The organism is Tunturibacter psychrotolerans, from assembly GCF_040359615.1.
Taxonomy (GTDB): Bacteria; Acidobacteriota; Terriglobia; order Terriglobales; family Acidobacteriaceae; genus Edaphobacter; species Edaphobacter psychrotolerans.
In genome coordinates this window covers 905,292-922,103 of sequence record NZ_CP132942.1, presented here as the reverse complement: position 1 = coordinate 922,103, position 16,812 = coordinate 905,292, and the positions used below count along the sequence as shown (strand labels likewise).

15 protein-coding genes are annotated in these 16,812 nt (G+C 58.7%); 7 read left to right on the top strand and 8 right to left on the bottom strand.

Annotated elements, in window-relative coordinates; translation table 11 throughout:
- Positions 1-54 precede the first annotated feature (54 nt).
- On the top strand, positions 55-1,899 hold the full coding sequence (locus RBB77_RS03705) for a hypothetical protein (protein ID WP_353064834.1): 1,845 nt from the start codon (positions 55-57) through the stop codon (positions 1,897-1,899).
- Positions 1,900-1,924: 25 nt separating this feature from the next.
- A complete protein-coding gene (locus RBB77_RS03700) occupies positions 1,925-3,076 on the top strand; it encodes a glycosyltransferase family 2 protein (protein WP_353064833.1) in 1,152 nt (383 codons plus the stop codon).
- Between the two features lie 81 nt (positions 3,077-3,157).
- On the opposite strand, the gene RBB77_RS03695 is transcribed toward RBB77_RS03700, so the two are convergent.
- Complete coding sequence (locus RBB77_RS03695; protein ID WP_353064832.1) at positions 3,158-3,367, bottom strand: hypothetical protein; 210 nt, start codon at positions 3,365-3,367, stop codon at positions 3,158-3,160.
- Positions 3,368-3,577: 210 nt separating this feature from the next.
- On the opposite strand from RBB77_RS03695, the gene RBB77_RS03690 reads away from it, so the two are divergent.
- On the top strand, positions 3,578-4,024 hold the full coding sequence (locus RBB77_RS03690) for an NINE protein (protein ID WP_353064831.1): 447 nt from the start codon (positions 3,578-3,580) through the stop codon (positions 4,022-4,024).
- Between the two features lie 76 nt (positions 4,025-4,100).
- Here the strand turns inward: RBB77_RS03690 and RBB77_RS03685 are convergent, their stop codons facing one another.
- The 4 genes from RBB77_RS03685 to RBB77_RS03670 form a co-directional block, all read right to left on the bottom strand.
- Positions 4,101-4,427 (bottom strand): hypothetical protein, encoded by a 327-nt coding sequence (locus RBB77_RS03685; protein ID WP_353064830.1) that lies wholly within the window; start codon positions 4,425-4,427, stop codon positions 4,101-4,103.
- Between the two features lie 119 nt (positions 4,428-4,546).
- Positions 4,547-5,479, bottom strand: a complete 933-nt coding sequence (locus RBB77_RS03680; protein ID WP_353064829.1) for a hypothetical protein — start codon at positions 5,477-5,479, stop codon at positions 4,547-4,549.
- A gap of 159 nt (positions 5,480-5,638) precedes the next feature.
- Entirely contained in the window at positions 5,639-6,271 is a 633-nt protein-coding gene (locus RBB77_RS03675) for a hypothetical protein (protein WP_353064828.1), read from the bottom strand.
- A 114-nt stretch (positions 6,272-6,385) separates the two neighbouring features.
- Positions 6,386-7,402, bottom strand: a complete 1,017-nt coding sequence (locus RBB77_RS03670; protein ID WP_353064827.1) for a methyltransferase — start codon at positions 7,400-7,402, stop codon at positions 6,386-6,388.
- Positions 7,403-7,596: 194 nt separating this feature from the next.
- Between RBB77_RS03670 and RBB77_RS03665 the strand changes: the two genes are divergently transcribed.
- Positions 7,597-8,589 (top strand): zinc-dependent alcohol dehydrogenase family protein, encoded by a 993-nt coding sequence (locus RBB77_RS03665; protein ID WP_353064826.1) that lies wholly within the window; start codon positions 7,597-7,599, stop codon positions 8,587-8,589.
- Positions 8,590-8,657: 68 nt separating this feature from the next.
- Positions 8,658-9,563, top strand: coding sequence for an N-acetylmuramic acid 6-phosphate etherase (gene murQ / locus RBB77_RS03660; protein WP_353064825.1), 906 nt, complete (start codon positions 8,658-8,660; stop codon positions 9,561-9,563).
- A 59-nt stretch (positions 9,564-9,622) separates the two neighbouring features.
- Here the strand turns inward: murQ and RBB77_RS03655 are convergent, their stop codons facing one another.
- Positions 9,623-11,218, bottom strand: a complete 1,596-nt coding sequence (locus tag RBB77_RS03655; protein WP_353064824.1) for an ArnT family glycosyltransferase — start codon at positions 11,216-11,218, stop codon at positions 9,623-9,625.
- Between the two features lie 159 nt (positions 11,219-11,377).
- On the opposite strand from RBB77_RS03655, the gene RBB77_RS03650 reads away from it, so the two are divergent.
- A complete protein-coding gene (locus RBB77_RS03650; RefSeq protein ID WP_353064823.1) occupies positions 11,378-12,646 on the top strand; it encodes a glycerophosphodiester phosphodiesterase family protein in 1,269 nt (422 codons plus the stop codon).
- Between the two features lie 373 nt (positions 12,647-13,019).
- Here the strand turns inward: RBB77_RS03650 and ruvB are convergent, their stop codons facing one another.
- A complete protein-coding gene (gene ruvB, locus RBB77_RS03645) occupies positions 13,020-14,069 on the bottom strand; it encodes a Holliday junction branch migration DNA helicase RuvB (protein WP_353064822.1) in 1,050 nt (349 codons plus the stop codon).
- 319 nt (positions 14,070-14,388) lie between these two features.
- On the opposite strand from ruvB, the gene RBB77_RS03640 reads away from it, so the two are divergent.
- On the top strand, positions 14,389-15,258 hold the full coding sequence (locus tag RBB77_RS03640) for a CPBP family intramembrane glutamic endopeptidase (protein WP_353064821.1): 870 nt from the start codon (positions 14,389-14,391) through the stop codon (positions 15,256-15,258).
- A 56-nt stretch (positions 15,259-15,314) separates the two neighbouring features.
- Here RBB77_RS03640 and RBB77_RS03635 read toward each other — a convergent pair whose 3' ends face one another.
- Positions 15,315-16,811, bottom strand: a complete 1,497-nt coding sequence (locus RBB77_RS03635; protein ID WP_353064820.1) for a glycoside hydrolase family 27 protein — start codon at positions 16,809-16,811, stop codon at positions 15,315-15,317.
- Position 16,812: the final 1 nt, after the last annotated feature.

The window sequence follows — 16,812 nt, the reverse complement described above, 5'->3', positions numbered from 1 at the left end:
GCCGCACCCATCTGCGATGATGGATACATCCACACCGGAGGACCTCCCCACCGCATGACACTCCCAACGCCGGAGTCCAACCGTCTCCCCTACTGGCTGCGTCGTCTTTGGCCCATCTACTGCTTTCTCGCCGCACTCGTCACCTTCGGCTACGCCCTTTACGACCCCTACCAGATCGACGGCGACGCGGTCTCCTACATGGACATTGGCGACCTCATCCGCGCACACAACTGGCACGCCGTCATCAACGGCTACTGGAACCCCCTCTACCCAGCCGCCCTCTCGCTCGGCCACACGCTCTTCCATTCCACACGCTACAACGAGCTCCACGCCTACTACATGGTCAACTTCGGCATCTTCCTCCTGGAGATGCTCGCCATCGTCGCCTTCACCGACGCACTCGTCCAACTGCGTGAGCTCCGCGAAGACTCCACCTCAAGCCTCGCGTCTTTTCTCCTCGACCGCTACACCCTCCGCTACCTCGGCGTCGCCATTCTCATCATCTCCACCCAGCGCGAACTCAGCATGGGCAAGGTCCGTCCCGACGCGCTCCTTCAAGCCTTCCTGCTTCTCGGTCTCGCCGCGCTCCTAAAGCATCTCGCCACCAGCCATCTCCGTTACGCCGCGCTCATGGGGATCACCCTCGGCCTCGCCTACCTCACCAAATCCTTTGCCTTCCTCTTCACCCTCCTCTGCATTCTGGCCCTTATTCTCTTCCGCGCCTTCTGGCAACGACACGCCCCTGTCCGCATCGCCGCCGCAGCTGCACTCGCTCTTATCTGCTTCTCCCTCGTCGCCGGTCCCTTCATCGCCGCACTCTCCAAACAAAAAGGCCGCTTCGACTTCGGCGACTCCGGCAACCTTAACTATGCCTGGTTTGTCAGCGGCACCGAAAAAATGCACCTCCAGCCCGACCAGACCTCTTCATTCGGCGCCGCCGAAGTTCACCTGACGCATCCCAACAAAGTTCTCCTGAAATCACCAGTCGTTGTCAGCTACAAACAACTGCCCTACGGTACCTATCCCGACTGGTTTGATGCATCGTTCTGGAACGAACACATCAAAGTCCACATGAACCCTCATCTCCAGGTCTCCGTCACGATCGCGTGCCTGGTGCGCATCCTCCGCTACATCGCAAACCATCCGGAAGCCTGGGTGCTACTTGCCGTCCTCTTCGTCATCGGAGCGCGCCTGCGCCTCGATTGGAGACCGCGCGCCAATGCATTCTGGCTTACCCCCATCCTGCTCGGTGCTGGCGTCTTCTGCATCTACAGTATGGTCAACGTAGAAGATCGATACATCGCATTTGGCTTTCTCGCCGTGCTCCTGCCTGCCTTCGCCGCGCTCCGCCATTCTGCCAAGGTGCCAGCCTCCACGGCCCAAAACATGACCTCTGCCATCGTGCTTTTACTTGCGCTCCTGGCAGTAGGCGAATCGGCTCGAATAGTCGGAGAACTGCGACGCAACTTCAAGGTCGCCCAGACTCCCGCTGGATGGTACGACCCTGACACCTACGGAGCAGCGCACGCGCTCAATGCCCTCGGCGTCGGCCCTGGCGATACCGTCGCTTGTATTGGAGACAAGGCGTGCCTCGACACCCACTACTGGGCAAGATTGGCCGGCGTCCGCATCCTCACCGAGATCTACAAGCCGGCCGAGGACCCTGTTTACTCCGCTCTCGCCAATATGCCGAACCGCGACCAGGCCATTGATACCGTGCGCAGCGAGGGTGGCAAGGTCCTCATCGGCTACTTCACCCCCGGCCTCATGACTGGCACCAATCCCATCTCCGCCGGCTGGCGCGAACTGGACAGTTCCCCCTTCTACGCCCTTCCACTCAACCTTCCTGAGACATCATCTTCTACGGAAAACACACACCCTGGTGCCGCAAGCCACTAAGCATCACTTTGGTAGCATGCAAACAATGAGCGATCTGACTGTAACCATCCTTATGCCATGCCTTAACGAGGCAGAGACACTAGCCTTCTGCGTTCGTCAAGCGGTCACCGCTCTCCGAGACAACAACGTCGCAGGCGAGGTCGTCGTTGCCGACAACGGCAGCACCGACGGCTCCCAAAAGATTGCAACCGACGAGGGAGCCCACGTCGTCAACGTTCCCACGCGCGGCTATGGCGCAGCTCTCATCGCCGGAATCGAAGCAGCCCGCGGCAGATACGTCCTGATGGCCGACGCCGACGCCAGCTACCACTTCGAGCATCTCCCTCGCTTTCTCCCAAAGCTCGACGAAGGCTATGACCTGGTCATGGGCAACCGCTTCTCCGGTTCCATCGAGCCCGGAGCGATGCCGCCACTCCATCGTTATCTCGGCAACCCCGTCCTCTCCTCCATCGGCCGCATCTTCTTCCGTATCCCCGTCCGCGACTTCCACTGCGGACTCCGAGCCTTCCGCCGCGATCCCATCCTCGCGCTCAACCTCCGTACCACCGGAATGGAGTTCGCCTCCGAGATGGTCGTAAAGTCCTCGCTCGCGGGCCTCCGCATGACCGAGGTCCCCACCACGCTCTCGCCCGACGGCCGCAGCCGCCCACCCCACCTCCGATCCTGGCGCGACGGCTGGCGTCACCTCCGCTTCCTTCTACTCTTCAGTCCACGCTGGCTCTTTCTAATTCCCGGCGTCGTCACCTTCTTCGTCGGCGTCCTTCTCTCGCTCTGGCTCATCCCCGGTCCACAAACCGTTGGTCGCTGGACCTTCGATGTCGACACGCTAACCTACGCTCTCGGCCTCGTCCTCATCGGAGCCCACATCTCCGTCTTCGCCGTAAGCGCCCGCGTCTTCGGCACACAAGAAGGCTTCCTCCCGCCCAATCCAAAGTTCGAGCGCATCTTCAACTACATCAATCTCGAAGTAGGTTTGCTGTTCGGAACCGCACTTCTTCTGCTTGGTATCGGCATCCTCGGCTACGCCCTTCACATTTGGCACGGTGCCGGATTCGGAAATCTCTCTCCCCAACGCATGCTTCGCCTCACCCTGCCTTCAGCAACCTGCTTCATGTTGGGGGTAGAGGCCATCTTCGGCAGCTTCTTTCTCAGCCTGCTCGGAATGAACCGCCGCTAAGAAAGCGAAGCCGTATACAAACGCAACACGACGCGGCAAGTCTGCCCGACTCAACCGCGTCGCCTTTCTAATTCAGAAAAATTAGGCCTGCGCCGCCGGTACAAACCCATCGCATCCGCTGATGGGCGAAACCTTCAGGTGCAATGCAGCATGCTTCGGATGACCACACTCATCCAACACGGCCGCATCTGCTTTCTTGCTCGTCAAAATCGTGACCAACACCGAACTCTTCGCGTGATGCTCGCCAAAGTGATTGCAAAGTCCGCACTGTCCGTTATGAACTGCCTGCATACAACCTCCTGCTTTCTTCCATCTGACTCACGATCAAGTCATCACGTTGCCCGTGATTTGTCGCAACTCTACGCCCACTGAAATTTCTTGTAAATTGCGACCATTCGAGTCGGCATAGAGTTGTTGATCAGACGCGAAGCATTGAGAATCGGGAACCGCCGCTCATTTCGCAACGTATTTCTCCTTGCATTCATTAAGGTGAGCAAAATCATGCAGATCATCGATCCTCTCTACACCGCCAGCATGACCGACCAGCAGCGCGCCTGGTTCTATGCCGAGTACGAACGCGCCCGCAAAGACGAGACGACTGGCGTCCTGCTCGCGCTCTTCCTTGGCGCATTCGGTATCCACCACTTTTACCTCCGCCGAAACACCGCAGGCATCGTCTACCTCATCTTCTTCTGGACAGGCATCACTGCAATCCTCGGCGTTATCGAATGCTTCTTTATGCCAGATCGCGTTCGCCAGTACAACACGGCTCAGGCAATCTATATCTCCAGTCAGATCCTTGGCAGTTCGATCCACAACAGCGAAGCTGCCGCTGCACTCTCGTACTGCCCGTCTTGCAGCAGCCCCATCGATCCTTCCGCGTCGTTCTGCACACACTGCGGAGTCGCCATTACCCACAACCAACTCAGCGCCCAGACCGCGATTTAGCCACCCGCAAAAGAAAAGGGCCCCATCGGGAGCCCTCTTCTCGACATCTCACAACTTCATCAAAAACTTACGGCAACTACGCGCCTGAGTTGTGCTTCACCGCAGCCTCATATCCAACAGTGAAGTTCGAACGATACTCGTCGCGAGCTGCTCCCTTCACCGGTGGGTGTAGATACAAGTGAGACGACTTCGCCTCGATCTTTCGCTTCGCCGCCATATCCAGCTGTGCCGCTTCAACTCCATCACGGTATGCCGACTGCGCCTGTTCCGTTCCCGGAGGAGGCGTGTTCCAGCTCCGGCTCTCGGTCGTTGGTGCCTGGTTCGCCTGGGCGCCTGCGAAAAGTGTTGCGCCGCCCATAAGTGCCACTGCCATCAGTGGTGTTGCAATTCGAGTTAGCTTCATCGTGTTTCCTCTTTTCCTTGCAGGCTCAATAGATGCTCCTGAAGGCCAAAGGGAACTTACCATACCCCAGTAATTACTGGCAAATTTCGCGGTTGAAACACTGCTGATCGTTGCCAACATTACATATTTGTATGGCCGCCGCGCATCTCCTCATTAAACGTCGGCTTGATGAACGCCAGCGCATGGGCCAATTCCGCTGCATACTGTGCGCGATGGCCCATCAAGGCCTCAGTCGGAGTTGCATATTCGGTATCCGCCGCAAGATGAATCAGTCCCTCGCCTGCCAGCGCCGCAGCCGTCTTCTTTAGCTCCTCCACCGTCGAGTTCAGATACTGCGCATCCCGAGGATCGAGCAACCAAACCGGGTGTCCGCCACCCAGCACTCCCGACAGCCAGAACACCTTCGCTGCCAGATACTCCTGCCGCTTCCCTTCGGTCGTGTCGTTGAAATTAAACCGCTTCTTCCACGGGCTGTAAAAGCGCGTCGTCACAGGAACCGGCTGCCGGTTACCACTCTTCACCAGCTCCAGCTGCCCCTGATCCATCGTCTTGCGCACGGCGTTGTAGATAAACCCTTCCGCAAACGGCTGCTCCGGAGCCTTCACGATCTCCGCAAACGTTACTGTCATCGAAGCCGCCACCTTGGCATGCAGCGGGTTCTCTTCCCCATCCTGCAGGCGAACCTCGCCATGCACCAGAAACGTATCCGCGCCCGAGGTTGACTCATGGAATGGCCAGGTGAACTTCTCGAAGCTCAACGGCAAACCATGCAGCGTCAGGTAGCAGTCCGGTCGCGGATTCTTCAACCGCTTCGCCGCCTCCGCCAGATAAACCCCAACCTCAGCCAGCATATCCGCGCGGCTGAAATCGAACTTGTCGCTCAGCTCCAGCACCTGCGTCTTCGCCCGGTCCGCAACCAACGCCAGCTTGAATCGCGTCGTCGGATTACCCGAGAAATCCTGCCCCACCTCACTCGAAATCACTACCAGCCCGGCAACCTTCGCCGCCGCATCTACCTGTCCAGCCAAAACCTCTTGCGTTCCCATTGCCATCTGCCTCAATCGTCCTTTGCTTTTTACGTATCTCCTCTATTTTACGGGTTTTTGCTTGCTTGCAGGTCCCCATCGGGCATTATCTCTACCTCAGGCTGTCTTCACAGAAAACGACCTTCAGCTCCGCCAAACAACTCAAAAATAAGAGAAAACACCCAACTACGGATGCTTAGCAGCAGCAGCCTTATCCCCCGCTGCCACAGCCTTCTTAAACTCATCCACGGCAGGAACGTTATGCGAATGAAGCCCATTCTTCGCGATATAACTCCACCCGACCGGGCCATCGAGAGGCTGTTTGCCATCGCCGTTGTAGACAATGAACGTATCCTCCGTCGTTCCGACCTCCGACTGCGGATGTGCGGAGTCGCGGTCTGATGCATCGGGCATTCCCGAGCCGGTCCCGTCCGGTTGCCTGCCATGCTGAGCGCCAATCGACACACCATTCGCCGTAGGGTCAATCATCCCCACCCGATTATTCTGCCGGGGATCGCTGACGGTCTGATCCACCACCCGAGCGTGTCCTTTGCGAACCACGATGATCAGGTCCGCCTGCTGGGTGCTGATCATCGGCTGAAACCTTCCCCAATTCAGCAGTGCGGTTTCAACATCCTTTTGCGCAACCTGATTTGCCCGCGGATCTTCAATATCAATTCCCGCGCCCGGATCGACGATCACCGCTACCGTGTGTGCGTGAAGAATGTAATCCGGCACACTCTTCTCCGCCTTATTCTTCGCCAGTACAGGAACCGCAATCAGCAGGCCCACCGTTAACGTGAAAAGACGTCGCAGCATTCCACCCTCCTACATACTCCGCCGGAGGATTTTACGCCTCCTCGCACAAAAGCCACGCATCCCGGCCCAACGACTCCATCGAACGCTGACTGCGCACTCCGGTACTCACCCAAATCACCGGTAAGCAATGATCAGGCGACCGAGGCCAATCGGCGGCGGCGCTAGCTCCGCTCGCACAAAGCCAGCCTCTCTCGAAAGACTCTCGATCTCTTGGAAGGTATACGCATTGCCTGCGGGAGTAGAAGCCAGCATCACCAGGCTGAAGGCTGCCGCAGTCGGCGGCGTTACCCGATCAGCATTGGGAACAAATTCAACAATGGCAGCCCGTCCTCCCGGCCTAAGCGATGCATATACCTTCCGCATGAATGCCGTACATGTAGGCAGATCGAAATGATGCAGGAAGTTTGTCACCAGCGCCAGATCGTAATCGCCGCCAAAATCCACGTCGAAGGCACTCCCCGGAAGCAGATGGTAGCGATCGGCAACCCCCATCGCCTGCGCATTCTCCCGCGCAACTTCGAGCACATTCTTCCAATCCGACGCGTAGATGTGCGCAGCGGCATTCTGTTTCGCAACGGAGATTCCATAGAGGCCATGCGAAGCAGCGATATCCAGCACCTTGTTCACCGCGCCGCCCTTTGCGAGCTCGCCAGCCATAACCTGGGCCGGCATAAACATCAGCGGCATCATCGCCCGCGCAAACCTCACCCAGTCTGGGTTGTCCGGCTCCAGCGCTCCTTCGCCCAGTGCACTTCCTCCCTGACGCACCGCCTCAGTCAGCCTCGCGTGCCCTTCACGTATCCGCGGATTCAGCAGAAATTCAATGGCCCCGCCAAGGTATGCCCGCGAACCTTTGTTCAGAAAAAAAGCTGAGTCAGGTGCGAGACCGTACTCCGCCCCTTCCTTGGTTAAGAAGCCATGAATCGTTAAGTAATCGCAAAGAATCTCCACGCCGCGTTCGGCACCCTGGCAGCGCTTCGCGATCGTCGCAGCGCAGGTATTGCCTTCGGCGATGGCTGTGAAGATCTCAAGCTCAATGGCAGCCTTCATTGCCTCCGTTTGCTCGTAGGCGTTTATAGCGTTGAAAAAACGCTCGGGCGTAGGTGGCTGCGGTGAAGCCGATGTGGCCATGTATCTCTCCTGACTGTTGGAACCTCAACATTCTAGGGCAATTAATACTTCCGGGAAGACTATTTTCTGCAACCTACAACAGACAAAAAATCTCCCCGGAAAACCCATACTCTTCCGCACCAATCCACTGTCGTTTCTAATCAGAGTCATCCCTGGCGGTCGGCGCAAGCCTCTCGTCGCAAGGAGCCTCTCAGATGAAAGCCGCCGTCCTCCGCCGCGCCAACCAGCCACTTCAGCTAGAAGAGCTTCCAATCCCTACCCTCTCCCCTGGCCATCTCCTCCTCCGCGTCCTCGCCTGCGGGGTCTGCCGCACCGACCTCCACATCTTCGAAGGCGACCTCCCTCTCACCCACGAGCCCCTCATCCTCGGCCACCAGATCGTCGGCAGCGTCGTCGACGGCGCCACACCCGATCGTCCCGTCGGCATGCGCGTCGGCGTCTCATGGATCGGCGGCACCGACGGCACCTGTCCCTTCTGTCTTCGTGGCGAAGAAAACATCTGCGACAACCCTACCTTCACCGGCTACACCATCAACGGCGGCTACGCCGAGCACACCCTCGTCCGCGCCGACTTCACCTACCCCCTCCCCGTCGCCCTCGACGACACCCATGTAGCCCCACTCCTCTGCGCCGGCATCATCGGCTTCCGCAGCCTCCGCGTCGCCGGAACCCAGCCCGGAGAACGCGTCGGCCTCTTCGGCTTCGGCGCCTCCGCTAGCCAGGCCATCGAAGTCCTGCGTCACTGGAACTGCGAAGTCTACGTGTCCACTCGCGGCGAAACTCACCGCCAGCAGGCATCATCGGCAGGAGCCACCTGGGTCGGCACCGAAAATGACAAGCCGCCCGTCGAACTCGACCGCGCCATCACCTTCGCGCCCAGCGGAGCCGTCGTCGTCAGCGCCCTATCCAGTCTTCGCAAAGGCGGCATTGTCGCCATCAACGCAATCCACCTCGACCAGATGCCCGCTTTCGACTACGACAAGCTCCTCTGGGGCGAGCGTCAGATCCGCAGCGTCGCCAACATGACCCGGCAGGACGCACTCGACTTCCTCCAGCTCGCAGGCGAGATCGGCATCAAGCCTCAAGTCCAGGTCTACCCACTCGACCGCGCCAACGAAGCCTTGCAAACCGTAAAACACGAGACCGCCCATGGCCCAGTCGTCATCGTTCCAAACACATCCGCTTAACCATCAAAACCCAGCCAGGAGATGGAAGGCTTTGCACACCTATGGCATGCGTGGGAGAGTAGAGGCAGATGGAAAACACGACGAACCTCGCAGCTCTCGCCACAGAAGCCCGCAATCCGCGCACACAGAACATCGACCAGCTCCCAACTCTCGACATGGTCCGCCTGATCAACGACGAGGACGCCAAGGTCGCCGCCGCCGTTGCCGCCGTCCTTCCCCAAATCGCACAGGCCATCGACGCAATCGCGGAGCGCTTCCAGCGAGGTGGGCGCCTCTTCTACACCGGAGCAGGCACCAGCGGCCGCCTTGGCGTGCTCGATGCCAGCGAGTGCCCTCCAACCTTCTCTGTCTCCCCCGATCTCTTCCATGCCATCATCGCTGGCGGCGACACCGCCCTCCGCAAATCCAGCGAACAATCAGAGGACTCCCCCGAGCAAGGCGCAGCCGACCTCGCCACCGCAGGTATCACGGCACACGACGCGCTCATCGGCATCGCCGCCAGCGGCCGCACCCCTTACGTCCTCGGAGCTCTCGCCCATGCCCGCAAGCAAGGCGCACTCACCATCGCGCTCGCCTGCGTCCCCGACTCCCCAATCGCCGCAGCCTCCGACATCTCCATCGCCGCGGTCACAGGTCCCGAGATCCTCACCGGCAGCACACGCATGAAGGCCGGCACCGCCACCAAGCTCGTCCTCAACATGATCTCTACCGGCGTCATGATCAAAACAGGAGCCGTCTACGGCAACCTCATGGTCAACATGCAAACCACCAACGTCAAACTAGTCGACCGTGCTCAACGCATCATCATGGCCGCCACGGGTGTCGACCAGCTCACCGCAGCAAAGCTGCTCACCGAAGCCGGCAGCATAAAGACCGCAATCGTCATGCAAAAACTCTCGCTCGACCGTTCCACCGCCGAGGCAAAACTAGCCGCCAATAAAGGCAATCTGTCCGCCCTCCTCCGGACATCCTAAGCTACTACTTCGTTGCCGATTTATGAGGACCAGGCGCGTGATTTCGAGCGCATTGCTTGCTAGTCGTAATGCTTTTCGTCGGACCATAGGAACGGAGCATCGGTGCGGCGGTTGCGAAGAAGGTAGATGTTCTTGTGTTCGTAGGGCATCGCGTAAGGATGATTGAGGTGGCCAACCACCGTGACACTGAAGTACTTCAAGCCGATTTCCGAAGGAGTGTCGCCTATGACGGCGATGCTTACGTTGGGGTCGCAATCATGGGGTCCCCATAGATAGTAGGTATTGTGGCCGCTGATCGCCGACGGAAGACCGGCACCCTGCAGACGATTGAAGAAATCGAGGGAGGCAGCCTCGCCGTAGTTGTTGCCGAAGATGCAGACGCGCTGCTGTTCCTGAGGAGAGAGGGAACGGTAGGCGGCAATCACGATACTGGCCTCCTGCTGCCAACCGAAGCGATCGGCAAAGAACTGAGGCAAAGGGCCGGTTGCGGTCGTTTCCGTGTTGTCGTGCGGCAAATGCAGGGCCGTGGTGTAGCGCACCCAGGTTTGCGGTTTCAGCACAGGCGAGGCCATGGGTAAAACAACGGCTGTCGTGACAATCAGTACTGCTTCAAGCACAGGAAACGCAAAAATACTCGAGCGCTGCACGAGCCGAGAGGCTGCAAAGCGGTGTTCCCAGGCAATGGAACCGGCAGCAAAGAACGCGGGATATACCGGGGCGAGATAGTAGTCTTTCGCATGGCTGAGGAAGGCCATCGCGAAGAAGAACAGGAACGCGAGCCCAAGCCAGCGACCACGTTGGATGGCCTTGCCGCGCAGAAGCGCGATGACGCCGGTGACCCACAGCAGCGCGTTCACCGGTTGCATGTTGGCAAACTGCGCAAGAAAGAATGCCAGCGGCCCCAGCTTGATGTTCTTGTGGTAGACCGCGCCGTTGTGCAGGAACTCAGCCATGGGCCAGTGATTTTCGTATTGCCACGCGACATAAGGCAGTGGGATGACAAGCACCAGGAGTATGCCAACCAAGGCCCAGCGCGAGAACAACACTCGACGTTCCGGCGTGCATAACAGCCCCAACAGCAGCGCAATAAGAAACATCGGCATGGAAGGCTTGTTGAGGATCCCGATGCCGGCGACGATGCCAAATATGGGCCACCAGAAGCGTCCTGGGCGCCCGTTCAGCATCAGAACGATTGCCAGCACGCAAAACGTCCAGAACATTGGCTCGAATGAGTTCATTGAGAGAAAACCATCGATGCCGATGTACTGCGGGCAGCAGATCAGCCCAAGCATAGCCAGCGCCTGCGCAGGCCGGTGGCCACCAAGAGCCCAGGCGACCAGGCCGCCGAGGAACACCATGACCGCGCCCGCGATTGCGGAAAGAATGCGAATGCCAAACAGCGAATCACCGAACAGTATCTCGCCCAACCTCGCCTGCACCGCGACCACCGGACCGTGGTCAACATAACCCCAGGCAAGGTGCCGTCCGCAGGCGATGTAGTAGAACTCGTCCCGAAAGTAACTGTAGCCAATCTTCTGCGTGTACAGAGTGAGTCCGAACGTGAGCAGTAATTTGGCGCTCGCAAATATGACCGCAAGCCACAGAGCGGATTTGACGGTCGGATCACCGGGATATGCGTCGCTTGTGCTGGTCATAAGTTTATTACGTGTTTCGGCCTTGCCCGGTTCCGAACTTAGTATGCCATCCTCAGGGGCCTTATTTATTTCTACTAATCACTACGCATAATGAGAGATTTTCGGATGCAGAAAGGTTGATCCCTATTAACGCGCTTGTCGTCAGTTTCAGACACGTGAATGCGTTATTCGTCCAGTCTGGGGCCCTACGTCTATTTCCATTCACGCTCCATCAACTTCGATCCACTATCATCACTCGTCATGCTACCCTCCATTCGAACTCAGCTCCTTACCACTATTCTGATCACGACCGCATCTGTCTCCGCACAGCAGACCCCTATGACGAATCCCTTCCCCGGACTCATGACCGCCGCCGACAAGCACGCTAAGGCGCACAACGCGCAGACGCCGGTGCTCTCCCCAGTCGACGCGACCGTCCTCGGCTCCAATCCTCCCGTCAACGTGGCCGAGCTTCACAAGGCAGGCATCAGAGTCATTCCGTGGACCACGAATGACCCGGTAAAGATGCGCGCGCTCATTGATCTTCGCGTCGACGGCATCATCTCCGACTACCCGAACATCCTCCAGCAGGTCGTCGCCGAGCAGAAGGCCGCTCACCCTCAGGATGCGGAATACTTCAAAACCTTCGTCGTCTCCGCCCATCGCGGAGGGCGCGGTCTACGGCCGGAAAACACACTCCCATCCTTCGAGTCTGGCCTCGACCATCTTGCTACCGAACTCGAAACCGACACCGGCGTCACCGGCGATCACGTCTCCCTCATCTGGCACGATCAGTTCCTCAACCCCGAGTCCTGCCGCCGCGTCGACGGCAAGCCTTACACACGCGAAGAGCGCATCTACACTCGCGACATCACACTCGCCGAAGCCCAGAGCACCTTCATCTGCGACAAGCTTCACCACGGCCCCGCATACGGGAACGCGAAGTTCGACGACCAGCAGAACGATCTTGCACTTTCGCCTGTCGCCGTAGCCTTTGCGAAGCACGAGCATCTCATCAGCCCCTACGTCCCCACCTATGCTGAGCAGCTCTTCCGCTTCACCCGCTTCTACGCCGACTACTACAGCACTGGCGCAGGCAAATCGCATCCCGATGCCGCAGCGCGCGCCGCAAACGCGCGTACCGTGCGGTTCAATCTCGAGACGAAGATCACGCCGTTTCCTGAAGATGCAGCGGGACAGCCTCCTCCTGCGCTACCAGAGCACACAGAACCCAAGACGAACCACACATTCGACCCGCAGACCTTTGTAACCGCCCTCTGCGGCGCCATCACCCGCAACCACATGGAGTCTCGCGCCGAAGTTCAGAGCTTCGACTTCCGCACCCTCATCCTCGTCGAAGAGCAGTTCCCGAAGATCCCAACTTACTACCTGACCGGACCGCCAAACATGCTGAGCTCGGATTTCGTTCCGGCAGCTTTGAGGCAGTAAATTTTGGCCACCACGTCAGGATTTTTTCTGGCGTGGTGGTTGTGGTGTTTTACAGGGGTTTTTGGGAAATTATGGTTGCGTAACGTGGTGTTTCGGATGGTAAAACGTGGTGTGATCGTGGTGAATGTGTGGCTGGAAACACCACAAATTTTCACGACGAAAAATACGCCACGTTTTTCAACTTTATTTTTGGCTGTGTCCTGCCGGACGGCTCCCTGCGCGGGAGCCGGTCACTTCGTGACTCGTATACCGGCTTCGCCGTGGGCCTTCCGTTAGTCGGCACAAGATTTTTGATCGCGACCAACGGGAGCGCCAACCGTAGGGGTATGCAAGTCACGAAGTGACCGCCCCGCGCGCAGCGGGCTTTCAACGCTTAGAAAAGGCTAAGCTTGCGGGGCATTTCGATGCCTAGATGCTCGTAGGCGAGACGCGTGGCAACCCGGCCGCGCGGAGTGCGGTCGAGGAAGCCTATCTGGATGAGGAAGGGTTCGTAGACCTCTTCGAGGGCGTCCTGCTCTTCGGCGAGGGCAGCGGCTAGTGTGTTGAGGCCTACGGGGCCACCGTCGTACTTTTCGATGATCGTGCGGAGGAGACGGCGGTCCAACTCGTCGAAGCCGTGGGCGTCTACTTCGAGTAGGGATAAGGCGGCCTGTGCTGTGGGACGATCGATGACGCCCTGGGCTCGCACCTGTGCGTAGTCTCGGACGCGGCGTAGGAGGCGGTTGGCTATGCGTGGCGTACCGCGGGAGCGCATGGCTATTTCGGCAGCACCGTCGTGGTCGATGGGGACGCCGAGGACTTCGGCCGAACGCTCGACTACGAAGCGGAGTTGGTCGTCGGTGTAGAACTCGAGACGGAGGAGGATGCCGAAGCGGCTGCGCAGAGGCGAGGAGAGCAGGCCCGGGCGTGTGGTTGCGGCCACGAAGGTGAAAGGCCGAATCTCCATGACGTGGGTGCGGGCGGCGGGCCCCTGGCCGATGATGATGTCGAGCTTGTAGTCCTCGAGCGCGGTGTAGAGCTTTTCTTCGAGCACAGGCTGAAGGCGGTGGATCTCGTCGAGGAACAGAACCTGTTTTTCTCGCAGGTTGGTGAGGATGGCGGTCAGGTCGCCTTGAATTTGAAGGGCGGGACCGGAGGTTTGCTGGTAGCCGACGGCCAACTCGTTCGCGATGATAGTCGCCAGAGTGGTCTTGCCGAGGCCGGGAGGGCCGAAGAGGAGGACGTGGTCGAGTGCTTCGCCGCGTGACTTCGCCGCTTCGAGAGCGATCGCGAGTTGTTCTTTGGCCTTTTCCTGACCGATGAACTCGGCGAGACGGGTGGGGCGGAGCTTTAGCTCGAAAGCGTCGTCGTCCTCGGCTTTGCCGGCAGAGACAAGCCGTTCGGCTTCGGTCGATCGTGCGTGAGTGAGATCTATCTTCGGCATGCCCTGAGGGCGATACTAAGGCGAAGGGCGGCGGGAAGCAACTTTATGTGAGCGGCGTGCTTGAATGTCCGGTGCCGATGAAGGTTTGAGAATGGAACGGACGGGTAGATCACTTACCACAAGCCGACTTACGGGGACTAACTTACCGAAATAGCAAGGTCGAGGGAGTAAGCTAGGGTCCAAAACGAGCGTATCTGCGGCTCAACGGAGCTACTACTTCATTGGCCAGCACGATGTCGTAAACTCCATCGAAATATTGGAAGGCCTCGCCCATGCAGGCCCGTGGAGCACAAAGGACAGCCGGGAGAGGAGAGTGCTTATGAGAGTCTCTCAACAGCGACCGTTATCGATCTTCCTGTTTTTGCTTGCCGTTTTTAGCGGGTGCACCTATGTTCTTGACGTTCACAGCCATCACCTATCCGAAACACTTGCCCAGTTCATCGTGTGGTGTCCGGGGTTCGCGGCGCTGTGCACCTGCCTGCTGCTCCGCATCCCGCTTGGAACCTTGGGCTGGAGTTGGCCGGCACGACGCTTTCTAAAGCTCGCGTATGTTCTGCCGCTGCTCTATGCCACGCCGGTGTACCTGCTCACCTGGCTCGTCATCCGCGGCTCATTCTCCCTCAAGAGCTTCGAAGCAGGGATGATAGCTCCCTATGGATTGGGACGCTGGCCCGCTTTGGAGACGTTAGTCGTGGCTCTGCCGCTATTGTTCACCGTCTCAGTCATCTTCGAAGCGGGGTGGGCGCTGGGCGAGGAACTAGGATGGCGCGGGTTTCTGTTTCCCAGGCTTCAGCAGCGGTTCGGCTTCCACGGAGCCTGTCTTATCTCAGGCTTGATCTGGGCAGTGTGGCACGTTCCGGAGATCGTCTGGACGGACTTCAACCCGGGCACGAACATCGTCTTTGCCCTCGCCTGCTTCACGGTAATGGTCGTCGCGCTGGCCTACATCATGGGCTACCTCAGAGTGCGCTCGGGCAGTCTATGGCCTTGTGTTCTACTGCACGCCGCCCACAATAATTTTATTCAGGGCCTATTGGATCCACTAACGGCACCTGTCGGTTGGGCAAAGTACATCACCACAGAATTTGGGGCTGGATTAGCAGTCACCATGGTCGTAACAGCAACAATCGTTGTTTCGACGAGCCATCGTGAAAGCTTTTCCGTCACCTCAAACGATGAGCCCCGATAGATAAATGGAAGTGCAGGGTAGATCAGTCCTGAGAAACGCCGTTCTCGGAGTTTCGGCTAGTCGTGGAGGGAGAAGACTACTGAACCGTGCGGGGGGAGATCGACCTGAAAGGAGTTCAGGACGCCGAGCTCATTTCTTTGCCAGAGGTCGCGGACCTTGTATTGGGCACGGTCGATGTAGCCGTATTCGGCGAAGGTCTTGTCGACGTGCATGGGTGTGTCGCCGAGGTTGAAGACAGCGAGATAGCGTTTGTCCGCTTTGATGGATTGTGAGGTCCAGGTGACGAGGTCTCCGTCGGCGGTGCTCATGGTGGAGTTGGTGGAGTAGCGGGCCATATCGATGACGGCCTGGTTGGTGAGGAGCGACTTCAGCGCGTCGTCCATCTGGGTGAGATTTCCGCCGATGAACAGAGGTGAACGCGCGATGGCCCAGAGGGTGATCAAGGTGCGCTGCTCATCTTCGGTGAGTCGTGAGGCTCGCGGTTTGCCCTCGCCGGGGTTTGGGCGAAGCTGGCCGAGGGGAAGCATGTCCGCGTCCGGCCAGCTTCCCGGCCTTACGTGCTCAGCCCACTGGGCGAGGATGGGAAACTGACCTTTGATGCTCTGAGACCATGGCATCTCGGGGTCCTTATCCCAGTGGTCCCAGACGTCGTCCGATATGCGCCACATCTGTGCGTTCTTGGCGACCTCAGTGGCATGGTCGAGCGGCGTTGGCCCGGGAGAGAGACTGAGGACCATGGGACGGCCGGATTGCTCGATCGCCCTGTGAATCATGCGAATCTCGGCGCTCTTGTAGGGATGGCCGATGCAGTCGACCTTGATGTAGTCGACACCCCAGGAGGCGTATTGCTTCATGAGCGCGTCGTACCAGGCTTGTCCGGCGAGGTTGGCCTTGACGCCGAAGTTGTCCGGGTTCCACGAACAGGTATCGGTTGTGTCCGCGGCCATGCTGGCGCGGTAGTGAGTGATGCCGATATGCGTGTTGGCCAGCACGGCCTTTTTCGGGATGCCGCGAAGAATGTGAATTCCGAACTTGAGGCCCTCCTGATGCACGGCATCGCTGAGTGGTTTGAAGCCCTTGCTGACGGCGGAGGGGAATCGGTTGGGCGCGGGCTCATATTGCCCTTGCGGATTGAGGGTGTAGCGCAGTGTCTCGGGCATGGAGACGCTTTCGGGGTTCTGCAGATACCAGCCTTCATCGACGACGACATACTGCCAGCCGAACTCCTTCAACTGCGCTGAAAGAACAACCATGTTGGCGCGGAATTCAGCTTCGTTGACGGCGGGGCCGTAGGCGTCCCAGCTGTTCCATCCCATCGGCGGAGTTGGAGCGAGCGACTTGTCCTGTGCACCGACCGGGGAGACCATCAACAGGAATGCAAGAACTACACTGAAACGCTTCATCACCATGCGAATAAACATATCAAAATAAAAGTACTTCCGACGGCTGAGACGCGGGGAGGGAGAGGTGCGCTGTTGGAGTGGATGACCGCGTGGCGCCGGGAAGATGCGATTAGACTGATCGTGTCGAAGAATGTCGTACTCAAGGAGCATG

Coding starts and splice junctions, on each gene's coding strand:
- RBB77_RS03670 (WP_353064827.1), bottom strand. CDS start 7,402: ATGGCCACATCGGCTTCACCGCAGCCACCTACGCCCGAGCGTTTTTTC.
- RBB77_RS03655 (WP_353064824.1), bottom strand. CDS start 11,218: ATGACCAGCACAAGCGACGCATATCCCGGTGATCCGACCGTCAAATCC.
- RBB77_RS03650 (WP_353064823.1), top strand. CDS start 11,378: ATGCGTTATTCGTCCAGTCTGGGGCCCTACGTCTATTTCCATTCACGC.
- RBB77_RS03690 (WP_353064831.1), top strand. CDS start 3,578: ATGCAGATCATCGATCCTCTCTACACCGCCAGCATGACCGACCAGCAG.
- ruvB (WP_353064822.1), bottom strand. CDS start 14,069: ATGCCGAAGATAGATCTCACTCACGCACGATCGACCGAAGCCGAACGG.
- RBB77_RS03685 (WP_353064830.1), bottom strand. CDS start 4,427: ATGAAGCTAACTCGAATTGCAACACCACTGATGGCAGTGGCACTTATG.
- RBB77_RS03640 (WP_353064821.1), top strand. CDS start 14,389: ATGAGAGTCTCTCAACAGCGACCGTTATCGATCTTCCTGTTTTTGCTT.
- RBB77_RS03695 (WP_353064832.1), bottom strand. CDS start 3,367: ATGCAGGCAGTTCATAACGGACAGTGCGGACTTTGCAATCACTTTGGC.
- RBB77_RS03675 (WP_353064828.1), bottom strand. CDS start 6,271: ATGCTGCGACGTCTTTTCACGTTAACGGTGGGCCTGCTGATTGCGGTT.
- RBB77_RS03700 (WP_353064833.1), top strand. CDS start 1,925: ATGAGCGATCTGACTGTAACCATCCTTATGCCATGCCTTAACGAGGCA.
- RBB77_RS03705 (WP_353064834.1), top strand. CDS start 55: ATGACACTCCCAACGCCGGAGTCCAACCGTCTCCCCTACTGGCTGCGT.
- RBB77_RS03680 (WP_353064829.1), bottom strand. CDS start 5,479: ATGGCAATGGGAACGCAAGAGGTTTTGGCTGGACAGGTAGATGCGGCG.
- RBB77_RS03665 (WP_353064826.1), top strand. CDS start 7,597: ATGAAAGCCGCCGTCCTCCGCCGCGCCAACCAGCCACTTCAGCTAGAA.
- murQ (WP_353064825.1), top strand. CDS start 8,658: ATGGAAAACACGACGAACCTCGCAGCTCTCGCCACAGAAGCCCGCAAT.
- RBB77_RS03635 (WP_353064820.1), bottom strand. CDS start 16,811: ATGCTCCTTGAGTACGACATTCTTCGACACGATCAGTCTAATCGCATC.